This window comes from Endozoicomonas sp. ALB032 (assembly GCF_049310125.1).
In the GTDB taxonomy this organism is placed as follows: domain Bacteria; phylum Pseudomonadota; class Gammaproteobacteria; order Pseudomonadales; family Endozoicomonadaceae; genus Endozoicomonas_A.
Window position 1 is genome coordinate 4662382 of the sequence record NZ_JBLYNW010000001.1, and the last position, 22130, is coordinate 4684511.

Genomic DNA, 22130 nt, shown 5'->3' on the forward strand with positions numbered 1-22130 from the left:
GAGAGGGATACCTTTATGTTACCTTTACCACCTGCAACCATTGGCAGATCGGATTTTCAAAGTCTGGCAATTGACCCCAATCATAAGGCTGAGGCTGATCGTTCAGCCAAAAGGTATTTTGGTGATCCTGAAGCCACTGGCGTTCCCGACACAAGGTCACTAGCCAAGCGCAAATGCTGTTCTCCTGTTCAAGATCAGGCTGATCATTGTTCCCCTGCCAACCGGGCACTAGTTGGGGGCAAGGGAATGTTTTTGCAGCGTATGAAAGCAGCCGGTTTGTCTGTGCCACCGTTTCAGTGTGTGACAACTCAGGTCACCAATGCGCTGGAACAATACCCTCTGGATAGCCAGCGTCTGGAACCCTATTTCCCCGGGATCGGCGATGAACCGGAGGCGGAGATCAGTCTGGCAAACATCAGGGAATGCCTCAATGCGATGCTGCCTTCAGAGCAAGCCAGAAGAGACAGCTGGCTGGCAGGTCTGGCGAACTTTATTGCCAGTGATGACTTTTATGAGCAGGTTAGAGATTCTGAAGCGGCCCAACACATCAGGGATCACGGACTATCAACATCAGGGCCGCTTATTGTCCGCAGTTCCGGCATCAATGAAGATAACTACGGCGACGCCCAGGCGGGCAAATACCTTTCGGAAGTTCAGGGAGATGAGGATATTTTGCGAACCTGTCTAAAGGTTATGGCCTCAGCTTACCGGCCTGAAGTCTGTTCCGAAGGCATACCGCAACCCATGGCGCTGATTATCCAGGAGTGTATTGACTGCCTGCACGGCGGAGTCGCCATGAGTTTTCAATCCTTTGATGATGATACCGTCAGGGTTGAGTTCACACGGGGGCAGCCCAGAGGGATAGTGGCCGGGCAGTCCGGTAACAGGCCCCATCGTATTGATATTTTTCGCAAGGAAGGCGCCGACAGCTATCAATACTTTCCCGGGACCATCTCAAGTCATTACATCCTGCGTAAAGACAATAACGGCTATTCGGAAATAAGAATGGATGATGCCGATGCCCAATCAAACGACGTTGAACAACAACTCACTGATGACATGGTTGCAGACCTCAGGGTGATGCTGACAAAGCTGGAAAAGTTGTTGCTCTGTCCGGTGGATGTGGAGTTTGCCATAAACTATCAGGGTCGTCTGTTCCTGTTGCAGGTGCGTCCTGTCACCCGACTCTCTGGTGGCCTGGATTTCGCCATGCCCATACCCGAAGAGACCCTGGCCATTGGCGAGGGTGTCAGCGAAGGCTATTGCACCGGACCACTCTGGCTGGCTGAAGAATCAGCGGCAGACTCTATGCCAGAGGGAGCCATTGTCGTGGCCCGACACGCTAAAGACTGGATGCTTGAGCCCGGGTTCCTGAAGCGGGCAGGAGGCTTTGTTACTGCCACAGGCGGATTCAATGATCATGTCGCGATCCTGATGAAACAGCAACGAAAAACCCTGATGCTGGCCGGTGACCAGTTTGAGTCCGTGGCCGCTCAGGTTGGCCAACAGGCGACGCTGGCCTGTGCCCGCTTTAACGGTAAGCCCGGTGCCTTTATTGTTGCCGGTGACATGACCGGGAAACTGTTGAGTCACGGCATTCTATCCTCTGCTGTTTCTGATGAGCCTTCAGCAAAAGCCATCCCTGCATGGGATGAATTGTCCCTCTCAGAAGGCGCACTCCGTCAGGTCGCCAGCGGATTTCAATGGCTCACGGATCAAAATGCCCGCCTGTTGGCATTTTTTGCCACCGGCGGCGGGCTGGATTGTCTGGCAAACCCGGTAAAACTGAGCATGTCACCACAACGATCAAAGCTATTGGCAGAGACCTTGGACAGCGTAAATCGACTGGTTCATGGGGCTCAAGCGCTGCTGGATGGGTACGGGGCATTCCTGCAACTGGCTGTTAAGCAAAGTTCAGACAGAGTCGAGTCATTGCGGCAAGAATTACCGCTGCTGAGCAACCGGTTCGAGATGTTGAAACAGACCATTGAATCCGGGCTAGAGCGTATCACTCTTCCCATGCAAGCTGCCGAAGAAGAGAAGGTATCCCCGGTAAGCTTTCGTCAGTGGCTGGCAGACTGTCATCAGCTACAATCCTGTCTTCAAGCGCTCAACCCTGAAAGCGCTGAGCAGGTGCGAAGTGTTCATGAGCTGATTTTTGCCTTGCATCAGCGTTTCGTAAAAGCGCTGGCACCGGTCACTCTGGCTTCGGGTCAGGGTGAGATATCTACGATCAACGACATCACCTATGTTGATTGCACGAGTCCGGGCGCAGGGGCGCCGTTATTGAAGCCGTCCGACAAAATATTCATTGAAGGATCAAGGCGCTCAGGGACTGTCGTCAGTATGGATGATGCTCTGATTGTTAACCTGAAGCTTGGCACTCATATGAGCCTTGTCGAGCTGCTTGAACACGCAGAGGGAGGTAAAAAACGAACCTTGCGACTGACATTTTCTGATCAATTTGATAGATCTGATGATTTTGATATATCCGGCAAGTTCCGGCGCATGTGGTTTCTGGCGCAATTATTGAGAGAGATCAAACTGGATGAAAATGCTGATAGCATGAAGCTGAGTTGCAACGCTGTTGCGGGTATAATGACCGTCGAATGCCCCCGAATGAAATCAACTCAAACCATGCAGGCTGCCTTTAAAAAACTGATGATTGTGTTATGTGCTTTGAGTAATTTGGATATTCGTTTGAATTACGGACCCATTTTTGAAGGAGGCCAGTGGGACTTTGACCTGCTTGCCCAGCGCCTTAATCGTGATATTGCGACAGAAGCGGATAGATTCGCCTTTCAACGTTGCCTTTTCTTAATGTCTTTTCAGACTAAAAGAGAGTGGTCCCATATTGCTCCTTGCTGTGAGTTATTAAGCAGATACCATCAACAGTTTATTTATTATGCTCATCGCTTATGTGTTTATTGTTTGTCATTGAAAAGTCGGGAAAAACCTGAAGAAACTGCGCGGGAAATCTTGATGAGTGATGAGATGAGTGAACAGACCCGCAGGGAACTCTTGCACCATTTTATATTATTTAATCCCATAAGTACTATTAGATTGATTGAGGAAGTGTATGACATCGGATATCAATGCTTTGTTATCAATCCATCTTGCAATTACAAATTGGAGTTTTATGTACCACCGGGCCAGCCACTTGAGGATCATAAAGAAAAGATCAGGAATGCCGTGCTGAAGCATGGATTGGAATATGCCAGTCAACGGGTTCGAAATGATAAATACTTTGTATTACCCGCCATTACAAAAGATCCCTTACAACTGCGAGATTTGAGTGAGGAGCTGAGAAATGATAGCGATGTCGTCAAGGCCGCTATCGCAATGTCTTCCATATTTCTGTTTCATGCAGGTGAGAGAGCCCGAGGGGATATAAAGGTTATTCGAGTGGCCATTGCTAAGAATATTTCCAGCTTATCATTGGCCAGTGAAAAGATTTTGAAGGATCGCGAGTGTATGCTCGAATTAATTGAAATAAATCCTCAGGCTTTCAATTATGCTGCTTCCGAGCTTAAAGGTAATAAAGCTTTCATCAATGCAGCAAAACAAAGAAACCCTGAAGTTCATGAATTCCTCAGATAATCTGCGAACCAGGTCTGATCGATTCAGATAATGTTGACCAGTGCCAACCCCATTGTTGTTATTTTTCTACTGTGTGCCTGAAGCTGACGGGGGAACTTTATAAAAACATTATTGTCAAACGTAAGGGTAACGACCAGTCGTTGATTCATGGATGAATATTAACGTGAGAGGGATACCTTTATGTTACCTTTACCACCTGCAACCATTGGCAGATCAGATTTTCAAAGTCTGTCAATTGTCCCCAATCATAAGACTGAGGCTGATCGTTCAGCCAAAAAGTATCTTGGTGATCCTGAACCCGCTGGCGTTCCCGACACTAGGTCACTAGCCAGGCGCAAATGCAGCTCACCTGTTGCAGATCAGGCTACTCATTGTTCTGTTGCCAACCGGGAACTGCTTGGCGGCAAGGGAATGTTTTTGCAGCGTATGAAAGCAGCCGGTTTGTCTGTGCCGGCGTTTCAGTGTGTGACAACTCAGGTCACCAATGCGCTGGAACAATACCCTCTGGATAGCCAGCGTCTGGAACCCTGTTTTCCCGGGATCGGCAATGAACCGGAGGCAAAGATCAGTCTGGCGAAGATCAGGGAACGCCTCAATGCGTTGCTGCCTTCAGAGCAAACCATAAGAGACAGCTGGCTGGCAGGTCTGGCGAACTTTATTGCCAGTGATGACTTTTATGAGCAGGTTAAAGATTCTGAAGCGGCCCGACAGATCAGGGATCACGGACTATCAACATCAGGGCCGCTTATTGTCCGCAGTTCCGGCATCAATGAAGATAACTACGGCGATGCCCAGGCGGGCAAATACCTTTCGGAAGTTCAGGGAGATGAGGATATTTTGCGAACCTGTCTAAAGGTTATGGCCTCAGCTTACCGGCCTGAAGTCTGTTCCGAAGGCATACCGCAACCCATGGCGCTGATTATCCAGGAGTGTATTGACTGTCTGCACGGCGGAGTCGCCATGAGTTTTCAATCCTTTGATGATGATACCGTCAGGGTTGAGTTCACACGGGGGCAGCCCAGAGGGATAGTGGCCGGGCAGTCCGGTAACAGGCCCCATCGTATTGATATTTTTCGCAAGGAAGGCGCCGACAGCTATCAATACTTTCCCGGGACCATCTCAAGTCATTACATCCTGCGTAAAGACAATAACGGCTATTCGGAAATAAGAATGGATGATGCCGATGCCCAATCAAACGACGTTGAACAACAACTCACTGATGACATGGTTGCAGACCTCAGGGTGATGCTGACAAAGCTGGAAAAGTTGTTGCTCTGTCCGGTGGATGTGGAGTTTGCCATAAACTATCAGGGTCGTCTGTTCCTGTTGCAGGTGCGTCCTGTCACCCGACTCTCTGGTGGCCTGGATTTCGCCATGCCCATACCCGAAGAGACCCTGGCCATCGGCGAGGGTGTCAGCGAAGGCTATTGCACCGGACCGCTCTGGCTGGCTGAAGAAGCAGCGGCAGACTCTATGCCAGACGGAGCCATAGTGGTGGCCCGACACGCTGAAGACTGGATGCTTGAGCCCGGGTTCCTGAAGCGGGCAGGAGGCTTTGTCACTGCCACAGGAGGGTTCAATGATCATGTAGCGATCGCCATGAAACAGAAACGAAAAGCCCTGATGCTGGCCGCTAGTCAGTTCGCGGCAGTGGCCGCTAAGCCTGGCCAACAGGTGACGCTGGCCTGTGCCCACTTTAACGGAAAGTCCGGAGCCTTTATTGTTGCCGGTGACATTACCGGGGAACTGGTGAGTCATGGAAGCCTGTCTGATCTGCCGCCAGTAAAAGCCGTCCCGTCACGGGATGATTTGTCCCCCTCAGACGACACATTCCATACGGTCGCCAGCGGTTTTCAATGGCTCACGGATCAAAATGCCCGGCTGTTGGCATTCTTTGCCTCCGGCGGCGGGCTGGACTGTCTGGCAAACCCGGTAAAACTGAGTATGTCGCCACAACGATCAAAGCGACTGGCAGAGACCTGCGACAGTGTAAATCGGCTGGTTGATGGGGCTCAAGCTCTGCTGGATGGGTATGGGACATTCTTGCAACTGGCTGGTAAGAGGTGTTCACACAGGGTCAGGTCATTGCGACAAGAAGTACCGCAATTGAACGACCGGTTCGCACTGTTGAAAAAGACCATTCTATCCGGGTTAAAACGTATTATTCTTCCCATGCAAGCCACTGAAAAAGGGAAGCTATCCCCGGTAATGTTTCGTCAGTGGGTAGCAGACTGTTGTCGGCTACAATCCTGTCTTCAAACACTTAACCCTGAGGAGGCTGAGCAGGTCCGGAGTGTCCATGAGCTGATTTTTGCCCTGCATCAGCGTTTCGTGAAAGCGCTGGCACCAGTCACTCTGGCCTGGGGTCAGGACAGTCTGTCCATAAAAAGGAAAATCACCTACGTCGATTGCACGACCCAGGGTGAAGAGGCGCCGCTGTTGAGGCAGTCCAGCAGAGCATTCATGGAAGAGTCAGGGCTTTCAGGGACTCTTATCAGTATGGATGAAGCCTTGATTGTTAACCTGGATCTTGGCAGCCATGTGAGCCTTATCGAACTGCTTGAACGCGCAGAGGGAGGGAAAGGACGCACCTTGCGGCTGACATTTTCTGACCAGTTTGTTAGCACTGATTACGCAGGTAAATCCGGCAAGTTAATGCGTATGTGGTTTCTCGCGCAATTACTGAGAGAGATCAAACTGGCTGATAATCCTGATAACATGAAGCTAAGTTATAACGCCGTAGCGGGTGAAATTATCGTCGAATGTTCCCGAATGACAACACGTCCAGCTATGCAGGATGCCTTTGAAAAACTGATCACTGTCTTACCTGCTATGTCTGATCTGGATCTGCATTTGAAGTGCAGTCCCATTTTTGAAGGAAGTCAGTGGGACTTTAACCTGCTTGCACAACGCCTTGAACGTGATGTTGCCACAGGAGCGGATAGATTTGCCTTTCAACATTGCCTTTTTGTCATGTTTTATCGGATTGCGGGTGGTCAATACTCGACTGCCGCTTTCTGCTGGCTGTTAAGCAAACACCAGCAAGAGGTTGCTCATCATGCCCGCCGGTTGGGCGCGTGTCAGTGGTCGTTGTTGCTTAAGAACAAACCGAAAGAGAGTCTGCGGGAAATCTTAATGAGTGATGAGATGAGTGAGGATATCCGCAAGGAACTCTTACATCATTTTTTATTATTCGATCCCAAAAGCGCTACCCGATTGGTTGAACAACTGTATGACCTGGGAGATCAATACTTTGTTATCAAGCCATCTTACGGTTACAGATTGGAATTTTATGCGTCACCTCAGCCACTGTCCGGGGATCATAAAGAAAAGGTCCGGAATGCCGTGCTGAAGCATGGTTTGGAATATGCCAGCCAACGGGTTCGCAATGATAGAGACTTTGTATTACCCGCCATTTCAAAACATCCCAAACAACTGCAATATTTGAGTGTGGAGCTGAGGGATGACAGCGATATTGTTATGGCCGCTGTCGAAAAAAATCCCTTAGCTCTGAATTATGCCAGTGAAAGACTCCGAAACGATAAAAACATTATTCGAATGGCCATTGCTGAGAGTACTTATCCCCTATCATTTGCCAGCGAAAAAGTTTTGAGTGATCGCGAGTGCATGCTCGACTTAATTGCAAAAAATCCTCAGGCTTTCCATTATGCTGCTGTAAAGCTTAAAGATGATAAAAAATTTATCAATGCCGCAAAACAAAGAAACCCCGAACTTCGTAAATACCTCAGATAATCTGCAAACAGGGTCTGATTGATTCAGACAACGCTGACCAGTGCCAACACTGTTGCCAGCCTGTTGTTGCTTTTTCTAATGCGTGCTTGAAGCTGACGTGTGAACTTTATAAAAACGCCATTGTCAAAGGGGGGAGAGGGAAATCTAGATGTTGTCTGTTAATGAAGTGCGCAATAGGGAATTAGAAAGTTCGATTGGTATTAGTGGAAAACCAGAGAATGATAAGTACGTCGTCATGGCTGCGGTCACTCGGTATGGCAACGGGCTGGCAGATGCAAGCCCGGAGGTTGAACATAAACATCAGAGGGATGTCTCAGTTACATGCCAATTCTGATCGTTCAAATCAGCAAATCCCGACAACCATTCCAAATCGGATTACCGGGGCTCTCAGTTCAGTTAACAGGGCTAACCTTTTAGCCAAAAGATATTTCAGTTATCTGGTTGCCAGTCCCATTCCCTGCCAGACACTACTGGCCAATCGTGTCTGTCGTATACAGACTTCAGTTCCACTCAATCAGGCTGCTGACCAGTCTCGCCCCAACCGGGCACTGCTTGGGGGCAAGGGAATGTTTTTGCAGCGTATGAAGGCAGCAGGTCTGCCTGTTCCACCCTTCAAGTGTGTTACTGCTCAAATCATGAATGCGCTTGAACAATATCCTCTGGATAGCCATCAACTTGCTCGCTGTCTCCCGGGGATTGTTCATCAACAGAAGGCTCAGACCAGCCTGATTAACATCCGGAAATACCTCAATGCCCTGCCATCTTCAGAACAAGTGAAAAGGGATATCGGGCTGGCGGGTCTGGCGAAATTTATTGCCAGTAATGACTTTTACGAACAGGTGAAAGATTCTGAAGCGGCCCGATACATCGGGGAACTGCGTGCTCAGCTGGACGGACCATGGACACAGCCGGTGATGGTTCGCAGCTCTGGCATCAGCGAAGATAATTACGGCGATGCCCAGGCGGGCAAATACCTCTCGAAAGTTCAGGGAGAAGAGGATGTTGTGCGAACCTGCCTTGAGGTTATGGCCTCAGGTTACCGGCCAGAAGTCTGTCCCGGAGTTATACCACCCCCCATGGCGCTGATCCTCCAACAGTGCATTGACTGCCAATATGGCGGGGTCGTCATGAGCTTTCAATCCTTTCAGGATGATACCCTCAGGGTCGAATACACACCGGGTCAGCCCAGAGGCGTTGTGACAGGACAGTCCGGTAACAGGCCCCATCGCATCGATATTTCTCGCAAAGAAAGCGTTGACAGCGCTCACTATTTTCCCGGAACGATTTCAAGTCGCTTCATCCTGCGCAAAAACACGAATAATAACGGCTATTCAGAAATAAGAATTCATGATGCGGATACTCAATCAGACGACTTCAGTCAGCAACTCAGTGATGACAGGGTTTCAGCACTCAGGGAGATGGTGACAAAGCTCGAAAACCTCTTGCTCTGTCCTGTGGATATGGAGTTTGCCATCGATCATAAGGGGCGCCTGTTCCTGTTGCAGGTGCGCCCTGTTACCCGACTCTCTGGTGGCATGAGTTTTGCCATGCCGATACCCGAAGAGACTCTGGCCATCGGCGAGGTTGTCAGCGAAGGCTATTGCACCGGACCACTCTGGGTAGCCAAAAAACAAAAGGCAGACTTGATGCCAGAGGGAGCCATTGTCGTGGCCCACCACGCGCAAGAGTGGATGCTTGAGCCTGAGTTCCTGAAGCGGGCAGGAGGGCTCGTCTTTGATGAAGGAGGATTCAATGATCATGTAGCGATCCTCCTGAGACAGAAAGCAAAAACTTTGATGCTGGCTGCTGGCCAGTACCCGGCCATAGCCGCTCAGGACGGCCATCAGGTTACACTGGCCTGCGCTCGTTTTAAAGGGACGCCCGGTGCCTTTATTGTTGTCGGTGACCACAGCGCAAAACTGACCAGTTTCAGAACGCCATCCAGTGCTTTTTTCGATGAAACCTTACCGCAAACCATCCCGACACAGGATGATTTGTCCCCCCCTGAAGGCACATTTCGTCAGGTCGCCAGTGGCTTTAAGTGGCTCACAGATCAAAATGCCCGACTGCTGCTGCTCTACGCCCCGGGCAGTGGCCTGGATTGTCTGGCAAATCCGGTAAAACTGAGTATGTCGCCACAACGAGCAAAGATACTGGCAGAGACCAGGGAATGCGTAAATCGGCTTATTTATGGCGCAAAAGCCCTGTTGGAGGGTTACCTGGCCTTCTTGCTGCTGGCGCGTAACAGCAGGGCACCCAAGGTCGGGCGATTGCTGGATGAATTACCGCTATTAATCAACCGGTTCGAGACGTTGAAACAGACTATCCGAGCAGAGCTGGAGGCTATCATCCTGCCACTGGATGACTGTGAAGATGGGAAGATATCGTTTCGTCAGTGGCTGGCCGCCTGCCACCGGCTACAATCCTGTCTTCAGGCACTCAACCCTTCAGAGGCTGAGCAGGTGCGCAGTGTCCATGAGCTGATTTTTGCCCTGCATAAGCGCTTTGTAGAGGCACTGGCTCCGGTCACTCTGGCCTCGGGACAGGGCAGATCGTTCAAGGAGGAAGAAGTCGCTTATGTTGATTGCACGACTCCGGTTGGCTCGGGTGAAAGTCCTCCGCTATTGAGTCCCTCCTGCAAGGCATCCCTCAAAAAATTAGCCCGTCCGGCGACGGTCATCAGTATGGATGATGCCTTGATTGTGAACCTTAAGTTAGGACATCACCTGGCGCTTATCGAGCTACTTGAAAACGCAGAGGGAGTTAAAGGACGAACCTTGCGGCTGAAATTTTCTGACGAGTTTGATGCCATTGATGGCACTGACAAACCCGGCAAATTGAAACGCATGTGGTTTCTGGTGCAATTACTGAAAACGATCGAACTGGATAAAAATGCTGCCGGTATGAAGCTCAGTAGCAACGCCGTAGCGGGAGAAATTATTGTCGAATACACCCGAATGACATCACGTCAAACCATGCAGGATGCCTTTGAAAAACTGATGACAGCTTTGCATGCTATTCAGGATATGGATATTTATTTAGAGGACTGCAGCCTTTTTGAAGGAGATCAGTGGAATTTTGATTTGCTTGCGCAACGTCTTGATAGAGACTCAGCCACAGAAGCTGATAGATTTGCCTTTCAACATTGTCTTTTCTCAACGATTTATGACTATTCCACGATGACTCCCGATTGTTGCCAGTTATTAAGTAAACAACACCAACAATTTATTGATTATGTTCAACGGTTAGAAGAGTGGTGGAGAAAGTCGGAGAACCATTTTCGGGAAGTGTTAATGAGTAATGAGATCAGTGAGGACACCCGCAGGGAGCTTTTACATCATCTGTTATTGATAGATGCCCAAAACGCTATGCCATTGGTTGAGGCTGTTTATCCCGATTTGAGAGACCAATACTATATTGTAAAACCATCAGCCTGCAGTTATAGCCTGGAGTTTGATGTTCCATCAGGTCAGTCGCTTCCGGAAGATAGAGAAAAGGTCAAGAGTTTCTTTCTGAAATATGGGCTGGAATACGCCAGCCAACGGGCTCAAAAAGATAAACATCTGGTATTAGCCATCACTGCAGCACATCCGCATAACCTGAAGTATTTGAGTGAAGAACTGAAAGCTGATAAAGAGGTCGTCCTGGCCGCAGTCACTGGAGATGGCGGTCTGCTGGAATATGCCAGCTCGGGACTTCAGGATGATGATGAGGTTGTCATTGCTGCTATCGCACAGTATCCAGGCGCTTTTAAGTACGCAAGTCCAAGAATTCGAAGCGATAAAAACATGATTAAAATCTTGATAGCTGATGATATCACTCACTTAAGACATGCCCATAGAGCGGTATTTCATGATCGCGAGTATATGCTGGACTTAATTCAGGAATATCCTCTGGCTTTCGAATATGCTGCTTACAGACTTCAAGAGGATGAGGACTTTGTTGATGCAGCAGTCCAAAGAAATTGCGAAGTTCTTAAATACATACGCAAGTAAGAAGTTCGGAATGCTCCATCTTTTATCCTGATTAAGCTCTGTGCTTGCAGCGAATGGCGGAACTTTATAAAAATTCTCTTGTCAAATCAAAGGTAAGTAGCTAACCAGTTGGTTTCGTATATTCTGGACGGCGGCTTTTTCCATCCTTCTGCGTTCCAACTCTGGTTGCCTGGCTATGGCTAGGAGCCTGACCGAGAATAGCTGCCCTACTGCGGCGGCAGCAAATTGGTCTGAAAATCCGCTTTTGTTCGTCAAATAGCTCGCTATTCTCCTCACAAAACCGAATTTTCATCCTCAATTTTCTGCCGTCCTCGCTACGGGCGCTATTCTCGGTCAGGCTCCTAGACGCCCGTCGTTGCGCCTTGAAGGATGAAAAAATCCACTCGCCAGAATATGCGAAACCAACTGGCCAGGTACTTAAAGGCTCACTCTGGTCACCCAGTACAAAAGTAAATAAAACGAGGGTTTTCTTTACTTTCTGTTGTAGTGGTGCAGTGTTAATAGGTAACACCTTTTAATACCAAAGGAGAAGAGGATGGCCACCACCTCAGTTAAACTTGATGAAGACTTGAAAAGGAGGGTTCAGCACTTGGCTGAAGCCAGACACCGATCAGCCCACTGGATTATGTGTGAGGCAATTCGTCACTATGTGGCTTGTGAGGAAAAGAAAGAAGCCTTCAAGCAGGATGCTCTCAATGCTTGGGAAGCCTATCAGGAAAATGGCATGCACCTGACGCTTGAAGAGGCAGATGCATGGCTGGCCAAACTTGAAGCCGGAGAAGATGCGGAGATTCCTAAGTGTCACGATTGATATGGTCACCTTCTGCCCTTAGAGATGTTCAGCGACTTCATCGGTTTCTGGCAAGCAAAGGTGGAAAGTCTGCCAGCCGTGCTATCAAAACAATCCGTTCTAATGTGAAAATTTTAGCCCATCAACCTGAAGTTGGTCGGCCTGTTGATGGCATGGAGCCTGAGTTTAGGGAGTGGCTGATTGACTTTGGTAGCAGTGATTATGTTGCCTTGTATCGTACTGATGGCGAACTAACAACGGTACTAGCTGTTCGGCACCAAAGAGAGGCTGAGTACTGATTTAGAGAGTAAACAAACAATGTCTAAAGAACGCATTGATACAGATATATCGGAGCTTCTGTCTTGTGAACATATCAGACAAGACTTTGAAAAGTTCATGAACTCTCTGACTCATGTTAGATATCCGATGGAAAGGGATGAGCATGATGAATACAAACAGACGGCAGTTTTTCACATGTGGACTGGGTACTGTATATCTCAAAAGATGCAAAACCAAAAATAATTAACAATGTGGGATAAATCATGTCTCTTGAATAGATTATCGTTAAAAGCAAATCTGATTTAGAAAGATTAAATCAGCAATGGATAGGCTTTATAGAAAATTTTGGCCATCCAGACTCTTACCCAGCAGCTGGTATTATTTACCTGAACCTGCGTAAAGCATCGCCCAATCGGGCGGTGATATAAGCAACAAGCCCGTGTAGGGCTTGCAGAACCGGAAGCTTTAATTATTTACAGGCGCTTATCGTTTCTGTAATATTCCTGCCATGAAAACTAAACGTGCCTACAAAGAACGATTCTACCCAACGCCGGAACAGGAAATACTTCTTGCCCAGTCGTTTGGTTGCGCCCGTTTTGTCTATAACAACACCCTCCGTTTTCGCACTGATGCCTACTACAAAGACGGGCAATCTATCTCCCATTCCGAGGCAGAAAAGCGGCTTGTGTCGCTCAAGACAGAGTTCCCATTTCTGGCAGATGTATCCAGTGTCATCCTGCAGCAAACACTCAGGGATCAGCAGGAAGCCTTCAAGAACTTTTGGGCTGGCAGGGCGAAATACCCTAAGTTCAAAAAAAGACATTCAAGACAAAGTATGCGGCTGACAAAGGCTGCTTTCAGCGTTAAAAACGGCCACCTGTTTATAGCCAAAAGCAAAGAGCCTCTGAACATCCGCTGGAGCAGAGAACTGTCTTCTGAGCCTTCCAGTGTCACTATCAGCAAAGATCGGGCAGGCCGGTATTTTGTTTCCATGCTGTGCGAATTTGAAACTAAAGCAATGCCTATTAGAAATAAGACAGTGGGCATTGATTTAGGCTTAAATGATCTGTTCATCACTTCAGACGGTGAAAAATCCGGTAATCCAAGGCACACCAAACGCTACGAGCGAAAGCTCGCCTACCTTCAGCGTCAGTTGTCGAAAAAGCAGAAAGGCAGCAGCAACAGAGCTAAAGCGAAGCTCAAGGTTGCTCGCATTCATGCAAAAATTGCCGATTGCCGGATGGATGCTACTCACAAGGCATCCCGCGAATTTATAGACGAGAACCAAGGGGGCGGCCATCCGCTTGTTTGCGTAGAATCTCTGAACGTGAAGGGTATGATTCAAAATCCAAAGCTGGCCAAGCACATAGCCGATGCAAACTGGGGAGAATTTGTCCGACAGTTGCAATACAAGGCGGAGTGGGCAGAAAGAAAGGTTGTTCAGATTGACCGGTTCTTTCCAAGCACCAAGCGTTGCTCCGGCTGCGGGTTTGTCCATGAAAGCTTGCCGTTGTCTATTCGTGAATGGGAGTGTCCAGAGTGCCGCACTCATCACGACCGGGACATTAATGCAGCAAAGAATATCAAAACCGCCGGGCTGGCGGGGTTAGCCTGTGGAGCGACTGGAACGGGGATGGCTGCGAAAGCAACCATCTATCTAGGGAAGGCGTGACGAAGCAGGAAGGTTCTTGGAGCGATCTAAGAACCCTCGCCCGATAGGGCGGGGAGTGTCAGCAATGCAACTACCAATGCGGCTTTCAGTATCAACCCGGTTTCCACTTCATCAGCGGATACAATCCCAGTGACTAATGCTTTGGGGGTCATGGACTCTCTGGCCATATTGTTGAATCTATAGCCTGAGCTGATTCATCCCCTCGTTTAAAAGAGGCTGTTGCAACGCACTCGCCCTGTAAGTACCTGGCCAGTTGGTTTCGCATATTCCGGCGAGTGGATTTTTTCATCCTTCAAGGCGCAATGACGGGCGCGTAGCCATAGCTACGCAACCAGAGTTGGAACGCAGAAGGATGGAAAAAGCCGCCGTCCAGAATATGCGAAACCAACTGGTTAGGTACTTATATGAGCGGCTCAGGAGTCATGTCTAATACCCTTAGTAGCAGTACTTAAAGAGAGGATTGACAAAAAGATCCATCTATTTTCTTGCAACACCTTAAACCTATTAATGGAAAACTATAAACACAGCGACTAGGCTTCCTATCGACTTTTCCAGGGAGTCCTGAAAATGATTAAGTTGCGGCACTATTCGAACCTGTTCATCGCTCCTGTATTTCTGTTACTGGCCCTGACCACTCAATCTACACCCACTTCAGCGTCAACAGCCCCCATAGAGATTAATGATGCAGAAGACCTGGGCAAGATTGGTCGTGATCGCGACTATCCACTGGACGGTACCTATCAACAGACAGCGGATATTGTTGTCACTAAAGACTATCAATCCATTGGCAATGATACCCATCCGTTCACCGGGGAGTACTATGGGCAGTGCCGTACCATCAGCGGCCTGTCTAACTGTTTTATTGACACTCTGAAAGGCAGCATCAGGCACCTTCACTTTACTGGTGCCAATATAACTTCCCATAAGACGACCGGGTTAGCAGCCTGTGTTGTTGATGATACTGGCACAGTCAGTAATATCCGGGCGAAAGATGTTCATATTCTCACCAATGGTCGTAAAAGTTTCGCTGGCATCGGGGGGGGGCTGGTTAAAGGAACGGTTGGCAGCACCACGGCGGTGAACAGCAATGTCACAACCAGGGGTTGGTATGGAATCGCCGGCATCGGGGGGGGGCTGGTTTACGGAACGATTGGCAACACCACGGCGGTGAACAGCAGGGTCGAAACCGGGGATTATCGTGCACACGCCGGCATCGGGGGGGGGGGAGTTAACGGTGGAGGAACGGTTGCCAACACCAAGGCGGTGAACAGCCATGTCACAACCTCGGGTTACAATGCATACGCCGGCATCGGGGGGGGGTACGTTAAAGGAACGGTTGGCAACACCACGGCGGTGAACAGCACGGTCGAAACCGGGAATTATACTGCAAACGCCGGCATCGGAGGGGGCTTGGTTAATTTTCGAGGAACGGTTGCCAACACCACGGCGGTGAACAGCCATGTCACAACCAGGGGTGAAAATGCATACGCCGGCATCGGGGGGGGGTTGGTTAGACCTAGAGGAACGGTTGCCAACACCACGGCGGTGAACAGCAGGGTCGAAACCTCGGGCGAGGATGCTCACGCCGGCATCGGGGGGGGGGTACGTTAAAGGAACGGTTGGCAACACCACGGCGGTGAACAGCACGGTCGAAACCGGGAATTATACTGCAAACGCCGGCATCGGAGGGGGCTTGGTTAATTTTCGAGGAACGGTTGCCAACACCACGGCGGTGAACAGCTTTGTCAATGGCAATAAAAAGAATTTTGGATCTATCTCCAATGACCCGCTTTTTTGCCAAAAAGCAGACCTACGTGTGTTAACAGCCAATTGCTCACCGAGAAATGTATTTCGGGATGCGTTGGATTTATCGTTTTGTCCGGTAAATGCCGCTATAGCATCAACAACCGCTAGAGAGTCAACACCCGCTACAGCATCAACAACCGCTAGAGAGTCAACACCCGCTACAGCATCAACAGCCGCTAGAGAGTCAACACCCGCTACAGCATCAACAGCCGCTAGAGAGTCAACACCCGCTACAGCATCAACAACCGCTAGAGAGTCAACACCCACTACAGCATCAACAGCCGCTAGAAAGTCAACACCCGCTACAGCATCGACAACCGCTAGAGCAACAACAGCCGCCAGAGCATCAACACCCATAAAGATTAATGATGCAGAAGACCTGGGCAAGATTGGCCGACATCCCGACTATCCACTGGACGGTACCTATCAACAGACAGCGGATATTGTTGTCACTAAAGACTATCAATCCATTGGCAATGATACCCACCCATTCACCGGCGATTACGATGGGCAGTGCCGTACCATCAGCGGCCTGTCTGGCTGTTTTGTTGATACTCTGAAACAAGGCAACATCACTCACCTTGGCTTTACTGATACCCATATAAATTCAGCGAAGACGACCGGGTTGGCAGCCTGTACTGCCGATGGCACAGTCAGTGATATCCGGGCCGAAAATGTGCATATTTCCACCTCGGGTGACAATGCACACGCCGGCATTGGGGCGGGGGTGGTTGACGGTGGAGGAATGGTTACCAACGCCATGGCGGTGAACAGCACGGTCGAAACCTCGGGTCGGAGTGCAGGCGCTGGTATCGGGGGAGGGCAGGTTGAAAAGGCAGGAACGGTTGCCAACATCATGGCGGTGAACAGCCATGTCACAACCTCGAATTATGGTTCATTCGCCGGCATCGGGGGGGGCTGGGTTGAAGGAACGGTTGCCAACACCACGGCGGTGAACAGCACGGTCGAAGCCTCGGGTGAATATGCACTCGCCGGCATCGGGGGGGGGTTCGTTTATGGAGGAGGGGGGGGGTTAGGAACGGTTGCCAACACCACGGCGGTGAACAGCCGTGTCACAACCTCGGGCAATGCAGACGCCGGCATTGGAGCGGGCCAGGTTGAGGATGGAGGAATGATTACCAACACCAAGGCGGTGAACAGCACGGTCGAAACCTCGGGTGAACATGCATACGCTGGCATCGGGGGTGGAATTGTTGGTAATAAAGCAACGGTTGCCAACACCACGGCGGTGAACAGCAAGGTCGAAACCTCGGGTGAATATGCACTCGCCGGCATCGGGGGTGGGTTCGTTTATGGAGGAACGGTTGCCAACACCACGGCGGTGAACAGCAATGTCACAACCGCGAGTAATTATGCACACGCCGGCATCGGGGGTGGGCTCGTAAGAGATGGAGTAAGAGCTAGAGGAACGGTTGCCAACACCACGGCGGTGAACAGCCGTGTCACAACCTCGGGTTACGAAGTATTCGCCGGCATCGGGGGGGGGTTAGTTTATGAAGGAACGGTTGCCAACACCACGGCGGTGAACAGCAATGTCACAACCTCGGGTAATTATGCACACGCCGGCATCGGGGGGGGAGGCGTTGAAGTTGAAGGAACGGTTGCCAACACCGCAGCGGTGAACAGCCATGTCACAACCTCGGGTTATGGCTCATACGCCAACATCGGGGGGGGGCTTTTAAGTAGAGGAACGGTTGCCCACACCACGGCGGTGGACAGCTTTGTCAATGGCAATAAAAAGAATTCTGGATCTATCTCCAATGATCAACTTTTTTGCCAAAAAGCCGACCCATGGGTGTTAACAGCCAATTGCTCTGCGCAAACAGAATTTCTGGATGCATTGGACTTGTCGTACAGTGATGCTTGCCCGGTAGGTACCTATCAACAGAATGCTACTGCAGCTCCTACTACTGCAACTTCCCTTCTAGCGCCATGTGAGATTCTCAGTGGTCAAACGATGGGGGTTCTACAACGGCTTAACCAATACAAAGATCTCGTTAGCGGACGACAGTGCATTGTTCTCAGTGCCGACCCTGCAGATGATTTAAGTGAGTTGATAAAACAGATTCCTGATAACACTGTTATCTTGCTTTCCTCCGAAACAACTTCTCCAACCGTTGCTCCCGTGGCAGGTAAGACCACTGTTGAATATTTTATCTCCAATGCAATAACTTTGAAGAACGGTCAGGACATCATCGGGGCTGCTGATGACGGTTTTGAAATTGTTATCAAGCTTCATGATAACTTTACAAGTAGATACATGATCGGGGTTGGCGTTCACTACTATGACGAATTCAATTTTGGAGAAACAGCAGACAATCATATAAAACACATTACTTTCCAGCCAACCGGAGTTAATCCAGATACTCAAACTCACGCTATTGTCCACACAAACTGCTATTATGGGGCACTATCTATAGAGAACAACGTTTTTTATCTCCCTGACCGGGCCGCAGTTAACATTAATTGTTCTGCGAATCTGGATGCATCCACCAGTGATTTGCACACGGTTCCGGGCTTACGTTTCGCTAATAACAAGGTTATTGGTGAAACCATCCGCACAACAAAACTCAGTATGATTCCAGAGAGAGCAATATTCATTAATCTTCCCTACATCAATAACCTGTCAAACAAACTCGAAATAATTGGTAACACATTCGAGGGCAGAATCTCGGAATTGGCTTATATTGAAATTGGATACGGAAGTAATATTAATATCTTCAGAAACACTGTTGATATTGACAATAAAGGCGAGACACTTAGCGAAATTCTTACAGGAATTGAAAGCCGAAGGGGAGGGTTCGCTTTAGAAGGTTTTCGCGCCCCTCTTCATCTTGTCGACCATATAAAAGCTCCTCTAATCAATCTGGCTGGTAACAATATCAACGTCACAACGACAGCTTTAACTATCGATGACAAGCTTGATCTGGCACTGACCTGTAACCACTTTCAGGGAATGACTTTGTGGAAAGTAGACAACGAAGGTTTCCCCCTGAAAGCCGTTGATCCATTGCCACTGGCAGATGAGTGCACAAGGTCTGTGAGTTCAACCGTCGGCCCGGCAACGACTAGTGCACCGACACTTTGCCAGATCGTGAATAGCTGGACTCCTATCAATGATTCCAAAGCCACTGCTTTGACTGGGCTGACCAACGTCGAGGGTCAGTTCTACTTTGACTCAGCTGTTTGCACGTCAGAGCCTTAATCCTCTGCTTCATCAGCGGATACAACTCCAGTGACCAATGCTTTGGGGGTCATAACCTCTCTGGCCATATTGTTGAATCTATAGCCTGAGTGATACCCCCTCGTTCCCACGCTTTTAGGCCCTGTGGGTCCCAGCGTGGGAATGAATACCTTGCCCAACAAGCCGACGTAGCTAAGGGTTAATATCCGTACCCTTTCAACTCGCTACCATATTTCAGCATCGGAGTGTGTCCAGCCCGCAGTATGCACTCCCACGCAGAACGTGGGAACGGGGGGGGTGGCAGTTTGTAAATAAAAATCTTGACCCTGCTTTTCAACTGCTATGCTCACCTGACGAACAAAAAACCACATAGGAAAGCAGTATGAGCCTTGAGGCAAGAGTCACGGTACTGGAAGAACAACAAGAGAACTGGTTTAAAACCACCGGAAGCTTGAGCAACAGCCTGTCGTTTTTGCTTAATTTTCATCAGGAATTAAAGCGTCACCTGACGATACATGACCGGAAATTTACCTCGATCGGGCAGCGTTTTGACAAAGTTGACCAAGGTTTCAAGAAGGTAGACCAGCATTTTGTCAGGATTGAAACCTATTTAGAACATCAGGACCGACGTTCTGACAATATGGAAAATGTGTTAATACAGGTCGTCAATCATTTAAAAGATCATGACCGGCGTTTTGACGATCATGACCGTCGTTTTGATAATATCGACAAACGTTTGACCGAACATGACGGGCGTTTTGACGATCATGACCGTCGTTTTGATAATATCGACAAACGTTTGGCCGAACATGACGGGCGTTTTGACGATCATGACCGTCGTTTTGACAAGATGGAAGACCTGTTAATGCAAATCTACGATAATTTAGAAAATCATGACCAACGTTTTGACAAGATGGACCGACGTTTTGGCAAGATGGAAGACATACTAACCCAGATCTCCAATAAGCTGGCCTAAGAGCCTTATATGGTCCGCCCCGTTTTGCAAGAGCCTGTTTTGTTAATTAGCAAACAAAGATAACTGCAATCATATATACGGCCTATTCATGAGGTCTAACCCTCTGGCCCTGATGGGTATCCGCGCAACCTGGCCTTATCAGTCCGACGGCCTCAAGGGCCAAGACTCCTATCAGGTTTCAGGTTGCCGGTTTTTACCTGTTTGCCATCAACTGTGCATGCTCATCGCAATCTGCGGGGGGGTTCCCCTTTGATTAAGCTTATGCTTTACTTTGCCGCTGCCGCCTTTACCTCATTATGCAGCCTTGTAAACTTCATTTCGGGTCATGATGACCCAGACAATCCGAGCCATTTTATTAGCCAGACCAACGGCGGCAACGTTGTGATTGCTGCGCTCATTAAGTTGGCTAACCCATTTTTTACAGCGGTCATCCTTATTTTTGAGGCAGTGGAGTACCGAACGTGCGCCGTGTATCAATAATGTGCGCAGGTATTTATCACCCCGTTTACTGATGCCCAGCAGGACTGACTTACCGCCTGTGGAATGCTGTCTTGGAACTAATCCCAACCATGCGGCAAGGTGTCGACCAGATTTAAAATACGTCGCATCACCAACGGCTGCCTTCAATGCAGTGGCAGTGATGGCTCCGATACCCGGCATAGTCATCATTCGACGACATTCGTCGTCGTTTTCAGCCAGCTCCTGAATTTTCTGGTCATACTGTTGAATACGCTTGTCAAGACTGGCCAACTCTTCTGATAAACCATGTAGCAGCTCACGAGTCAGCGAATGGAGTCCATTTTCAGCATCTTCCAGAATTAGGTGAAATCAGCTTGACAGTATGCCCATAGTTCTTGAATAACCGAGCCAAATAGTGAGCACCACCACAGGCTTCCATAGCGATAATGCATGGCTCCAGATTTGCCACGTACTCCAGAAGGTTCTTCCTGGACAACTTCTTTCTGATGACTTTGCTACCCTGCTCATCAACACCAAACAGGTGAAAGTTGTTCTTGCCAATATCGATACCATGTACTGAAATAGTCATGGGTGGTTCGCTCCGGTTAATCCTGTTTAAATGGTTAACTCCATTTTGGCTCATTTGAAGCCGTTTAGGAGGGGCGGACCATCCCGTTAGACCGAGAATAGACTGCCCTACACGGCAACTGCTCCTGCGTTGCTCTAGCTCCTGCATCCATGCAGTCGTGCGGCGGCAGCAAATTGGTCTGTAAATCCGCTTTTGTTCGTCAAATAGCTCGCTATTCTCCTCACAAAACCGAATTTTCATCCTCAATTTTCTGCCGTCCTCGCTACGGGGTCGCCTAGACGGGCGCTATTCTCGGTCAGGCTCCTAGTGAACTTTTCGAGGGTATGTGAGCAGTACCCCTTGCAGGGTTTGCAGTTTGTACTGGTGTTCACAGTAAAGCCCATGGCCCGGCAACGACCAGTGCACCGACACTTTGCCAGATCGTGAATAGATGTACTCCTGTCAATGATTCCAAAGCCACTGCTTTGACTGGACTGACCAACGTCGAGGGTCAGTTCTACTTTGACTCAGCTGTTTGCACGACAGAGCCTTAATCCTCTGCTTCATCAGCGGATACAACTCCAGTGACCAATGCTTTGGGGGTCATAACCTCTCGTTTTTCCATGACCAGATGATGCAGGGTAAAGCCAAACTGATCCTGCAATACGCAGACTCTGAGGCCAAGCTCTACAGGAGTGCCAGCCTTACCTTTGCTGATCCATTCGGTATGACGTTCGAACAAAGAAAAAACCTTCTCATTATGAGGGATGCTTTCATGGCTCAATACACGACGGACAATCAGCTGACACTGGTAGTCTGAATCTTTTACCCAACGTACCAGTTCTTATTTGTCCAGATATATTGCAATGCCAGGAGCAAGCGGGGAATGTCATCCCTTGATCTGAGATTGAATGTAATGGCAGAGATATCAACCTCGCCAAGCTGCATTTGTGGATTAATGGTCTGGCGCATAAGTTCGGAATGCTTCATCTTTTATCCTGATCAAGTTATGTGCTTAAGGCCAATG

At 49.1% G+C, this 22130-nt stretch carries 13 protein-coding genes and 2 pseudogenes; 9 read left to right on the forward strand and 6 right to left on the reverse strand.

The window, feature by feature from the left end; translation table 11 throughout:
• The first annotated feature begins 15 nt into the window (after positions 1-15).
• The 6 genes from ACO6VG_RS17220 to ACO6VG_RS17245 all read left to right on the forward strand — a co-directional run bounded on the left by ACO6VG_RS17220 (position 16) and on the right by ACO6VG_RS17245 (position 14089).
• Positions 16-3600: a PEP/pyruvate-binding domain-containing protein gene (locus tag ACO6VG_RS17220; RefSeq protein WP_422474855.1), complete on the forward strand. Its 3585-nt coding sequence runs from the start codon at positions 16-18 to the stop codon at positions 3598-3600.
• Between the two features lie 180 nt (positions 3601-3780).
• Positions 3781-7353 carry a DUF4116 domain-containing protein gene (locus tag ACO6VG_RS17225; protein WP_422474857.1) on the forward strand — a complete coding sequence of 1191 codons (3573 nt, stop codon included), beginning with the start codon at positions 3781-3783 and terminating at the stop codon, positions 7351-7353.
• Positions 7354-7571: 218 nt separating this feature from the next.
• On the forward strand, positions 7572-11348 hold the full coding sequence (locus ACO6VG_RS17230) for a PEP/pyruvate-binding domain-containing protein (protein WP_422474859.1): 3777 nt from the start codon (positions 7572-7574) through the stop codon (positions 11346-11348).
• Between the two features lie 535 nt (positions 11349-11883).
• On the forward strand, positions 11884-12159 hold the full coding sequence (locus tag ACO6VG_RS17235) for a CopG family ribbon-helix-helix protein (RefSeq protein ID WP_422133441.1): 276 nt from the start codon (positions 11884-11886) through the stop codon (positions 12157-12159).
• On the forward strand, positions 12147-12437 hold the full coding sequence (locus ACO6VG_RS17240) for a type II toxin-antitoxin system RelE/ParE family toxin (protein ID WP_422474861.1): 291 nt from the start codon (positions 12147-12149) through the stop codon (positions 12435-12437). The genes ACO6VG_RS17235 and ACO6VG_RS17240 overlap by 13 nt, the downstream gene beginning before the upstream one ends.
• A gap of 488 nt (positions 12438-12925) precedes the next feature.
• Positions 12926-14089, forward strand: a complete 1164-nt coding sequence (locus ACO6VG_RS17245) for an RNA-guided endonuclease InsQ/TnpB family protein (RefSeq protein ID WP_422474863.1) — start codon at positions 12926-12928, stop codon at positions 14087-14089.
• Positions 14090-14115: 26 nt separating this feature from the next.
• On the opposite strand, the gene ACO6VG_RS17250 is transcribed toward ACO6VG_RS17245, so the two are convergent.
• Entirely contained in the window at positions 14116-14241 is a 126-nt protein-coding gene (locus tag ACO6VG_RS17250; protein WP_422474865.1) for a hypothetical protein, read from the reverse strand.
• 415 nt (positions 14242-14656) lie between these two features.
• Here ACO6VG_RS17250 and ACO6VG_RS17255 point away from each other — a divergent pair, with 415 nt between their 5' ends.
• Positions 14657-15700, forward strand: a complete 1044-nt coding sequence (locus tag ACO6VG_RS17255; protein WP_422474867.1) for a hypothetical protein — start codon at positions 14657-14659, stop codon at positions 15698-15700.
• Between the two features lie 51 nt (positions 15701-15751).
• Here ACO6VG_RS17255 and ACO6VG_RS17260 read toward each other — a convergent pair whose 3' ends face one another.
• Positions 15752-16252 carry a hypothetical protein gene (locus tag ACO6VG_RS17260; RefSeq protein WP_422474869.1) on the reverse strand — a complete coding sequence of 167 codons (501 nt, stop codon included), beginning with the start codon at positions 16250-16252 and terminating at the stop codon, positions 15752-15754.
• Positions 16242-16496, reverse strand: a complete 255-nt coding sequence (locus ACO6VG_RS17265; protein ID WP_422474871.1) for a hypothetical protein — start codon at positions 16494-16496, stop codon at positions 16242-16244. The genes ACO6VG_RS17260 and ACO6VG_RS17265 overlap by 11 nt, the downstream gene beginning before the upstream one ends.
• Positions 16497-16520: 24 nt before the next feature.
• Between ACO6VG_RS17265 and ACO6VG_RS17270 the strand changes: the two genes are divergently transcribed.
• Positions 16521-19121, forward strand: coding sequence for a hypothetical protein (locus ACO6VG_RS17270; protein ID WP_422474873.1), 2601 nt, complete (start codon positions 16521-16523; stop codon positions 19119-19121).
• Between the two features lie 361 nt (positions 19122-19482).
• Positions 19483-20076, forward strand: coding sequence for a hypothetical protein (locus ACO6VG_RS17275; protein WP_422474875.1), 594 nt, complete (start codon positions 19483-19485; stop codon positions 20074-20076).
• Positions 20077-20370: 294 nt separating this feature from the next.
• On the opposite strand, the pseudogene ACO6VG_RS17280 reads toward ACO6VG_RS17275, so the two are convergent.
• The 3 genes and pseudogenes from ACO6VG_RS17280 to ACO6VG_RS17290 all read right to left on the reverse strand — a co-directional run bounded on the left by ACO6VG_RS17280 (position 20371) and on the right by ACO6VG_RS17290 (position 22093).
• A pseudogene (locus tag ACO6VG_RS17280) lies at positions 20371-21124 on the reverse strand (IS110 family transposase).
• Positions 21125-21719: 595 nt separating this feature from the next.
• Positions 21720-21902, reverse strand: a pseudogene (locus ACO6VG_RS17285) (ISNCY family transposase); the annotation flags it as partial.
• A gap of 26 nt (positions 21903-21928) precedes the next feature.
• On the reverse strand, positions 21929-22093 hold the full coding sequence (locus tag ACO6VG_RS17290) for a hypothetical protein (RefSeq protein ID WP_422137146.1): 165 nt from the start codon (positions 22091-22093) through the stop codon (positions 21929-21931).
• Between the last annotated feature and the right edge of the window lie 37 nt (positions 22094-22130).

What these genes read in the sequence shown, in the direction of transcription:
- ACO6VG_RS17220 (WP_422474855.1), top strand. Translation starts at nt 16, where the DNA reads ATGTTACCTTTACCACCTGCAACCATTGGCAGATCGGATTTTCAAAGT.
- ACO6VG_RS17225 (WP_422474857.1), top strand. Translation starts at nt 3,781, where the DNA reads ATGTTACCTTTACCACCTGCAACCATTGGCAGATCAGATTTTCAAAGT.
- ACO6VG_RS17230 (WP_422474859.1), top strand. Translation starts at nt 7,572, where the DNA reads ATGATAAGTACGTCGTCATGGCTGCGGTCACTCGGTATGGCAACGGGC.
- ACO6VG_RS17235 (WP_422133441.1), top strand. Translation starts at nt 11,884, where the DNA reads ATGGCCACCACCTCAGTTAAACTTGATGAAGACTTGAAAAGGAGGGTT.
- ACO6VG_RS17245 (WP_422474863.1), top strand. Translation starts at nt 12,926, where the DNA reads ATGAAAACTAAACGTGCCTACAAAGAACGATTCTACCCAACGCCGGAA.
- ACO6VG_RS17250 (WP_422474865.1), bottom strand. Translation starts at nt 14,241, where the DNA reads ATGACCCCCAAAGCATTAGTCACTGGGATTGTATCCGCTGATGAAGTG.
- ACO6VG_RS17255 (WP_422474867.1), top strand. Translation starts at nt 14,657, where the DNA reads ATGATTAAGTTGCGGCACTATTCGAACCTGTTCATCGCTCCTGTATTT.
- ACO6VG_RS17260 (WP_422474869.1), bottom strand. Translation starts at nt 16,252, where the DNA reads ATGGGTGTTGATGCTCTGGCGGCTGTTGTTGCTCTAGCGGTTGTCGAT.
- ACO6VG_RS17265 (WP_422474871.1), bottom strand. Translation starts at nt 16,496, where the DNA reads ATGGGTATCAGTAAAGCCAAGGTGAGTGATGTTGCCTTGTTTCAGAGT.
- ACO6VG_RS17275 (WP_422474875.1), top strand. Translation starts at nt 19,483, where the DNA reads ATGAGCCTTGAGGCAAGAGTCACGGTACTGGAAGAACAACAAGAGAAC.
- ACO6VG_RS17290 (WP_422137146.1), bottom strand. Translation starts at nt 22,093, where the DNA reads ATGAAGCATTCCGAACTTATGCGCCAGACCATTAATCCACAAATGCAG.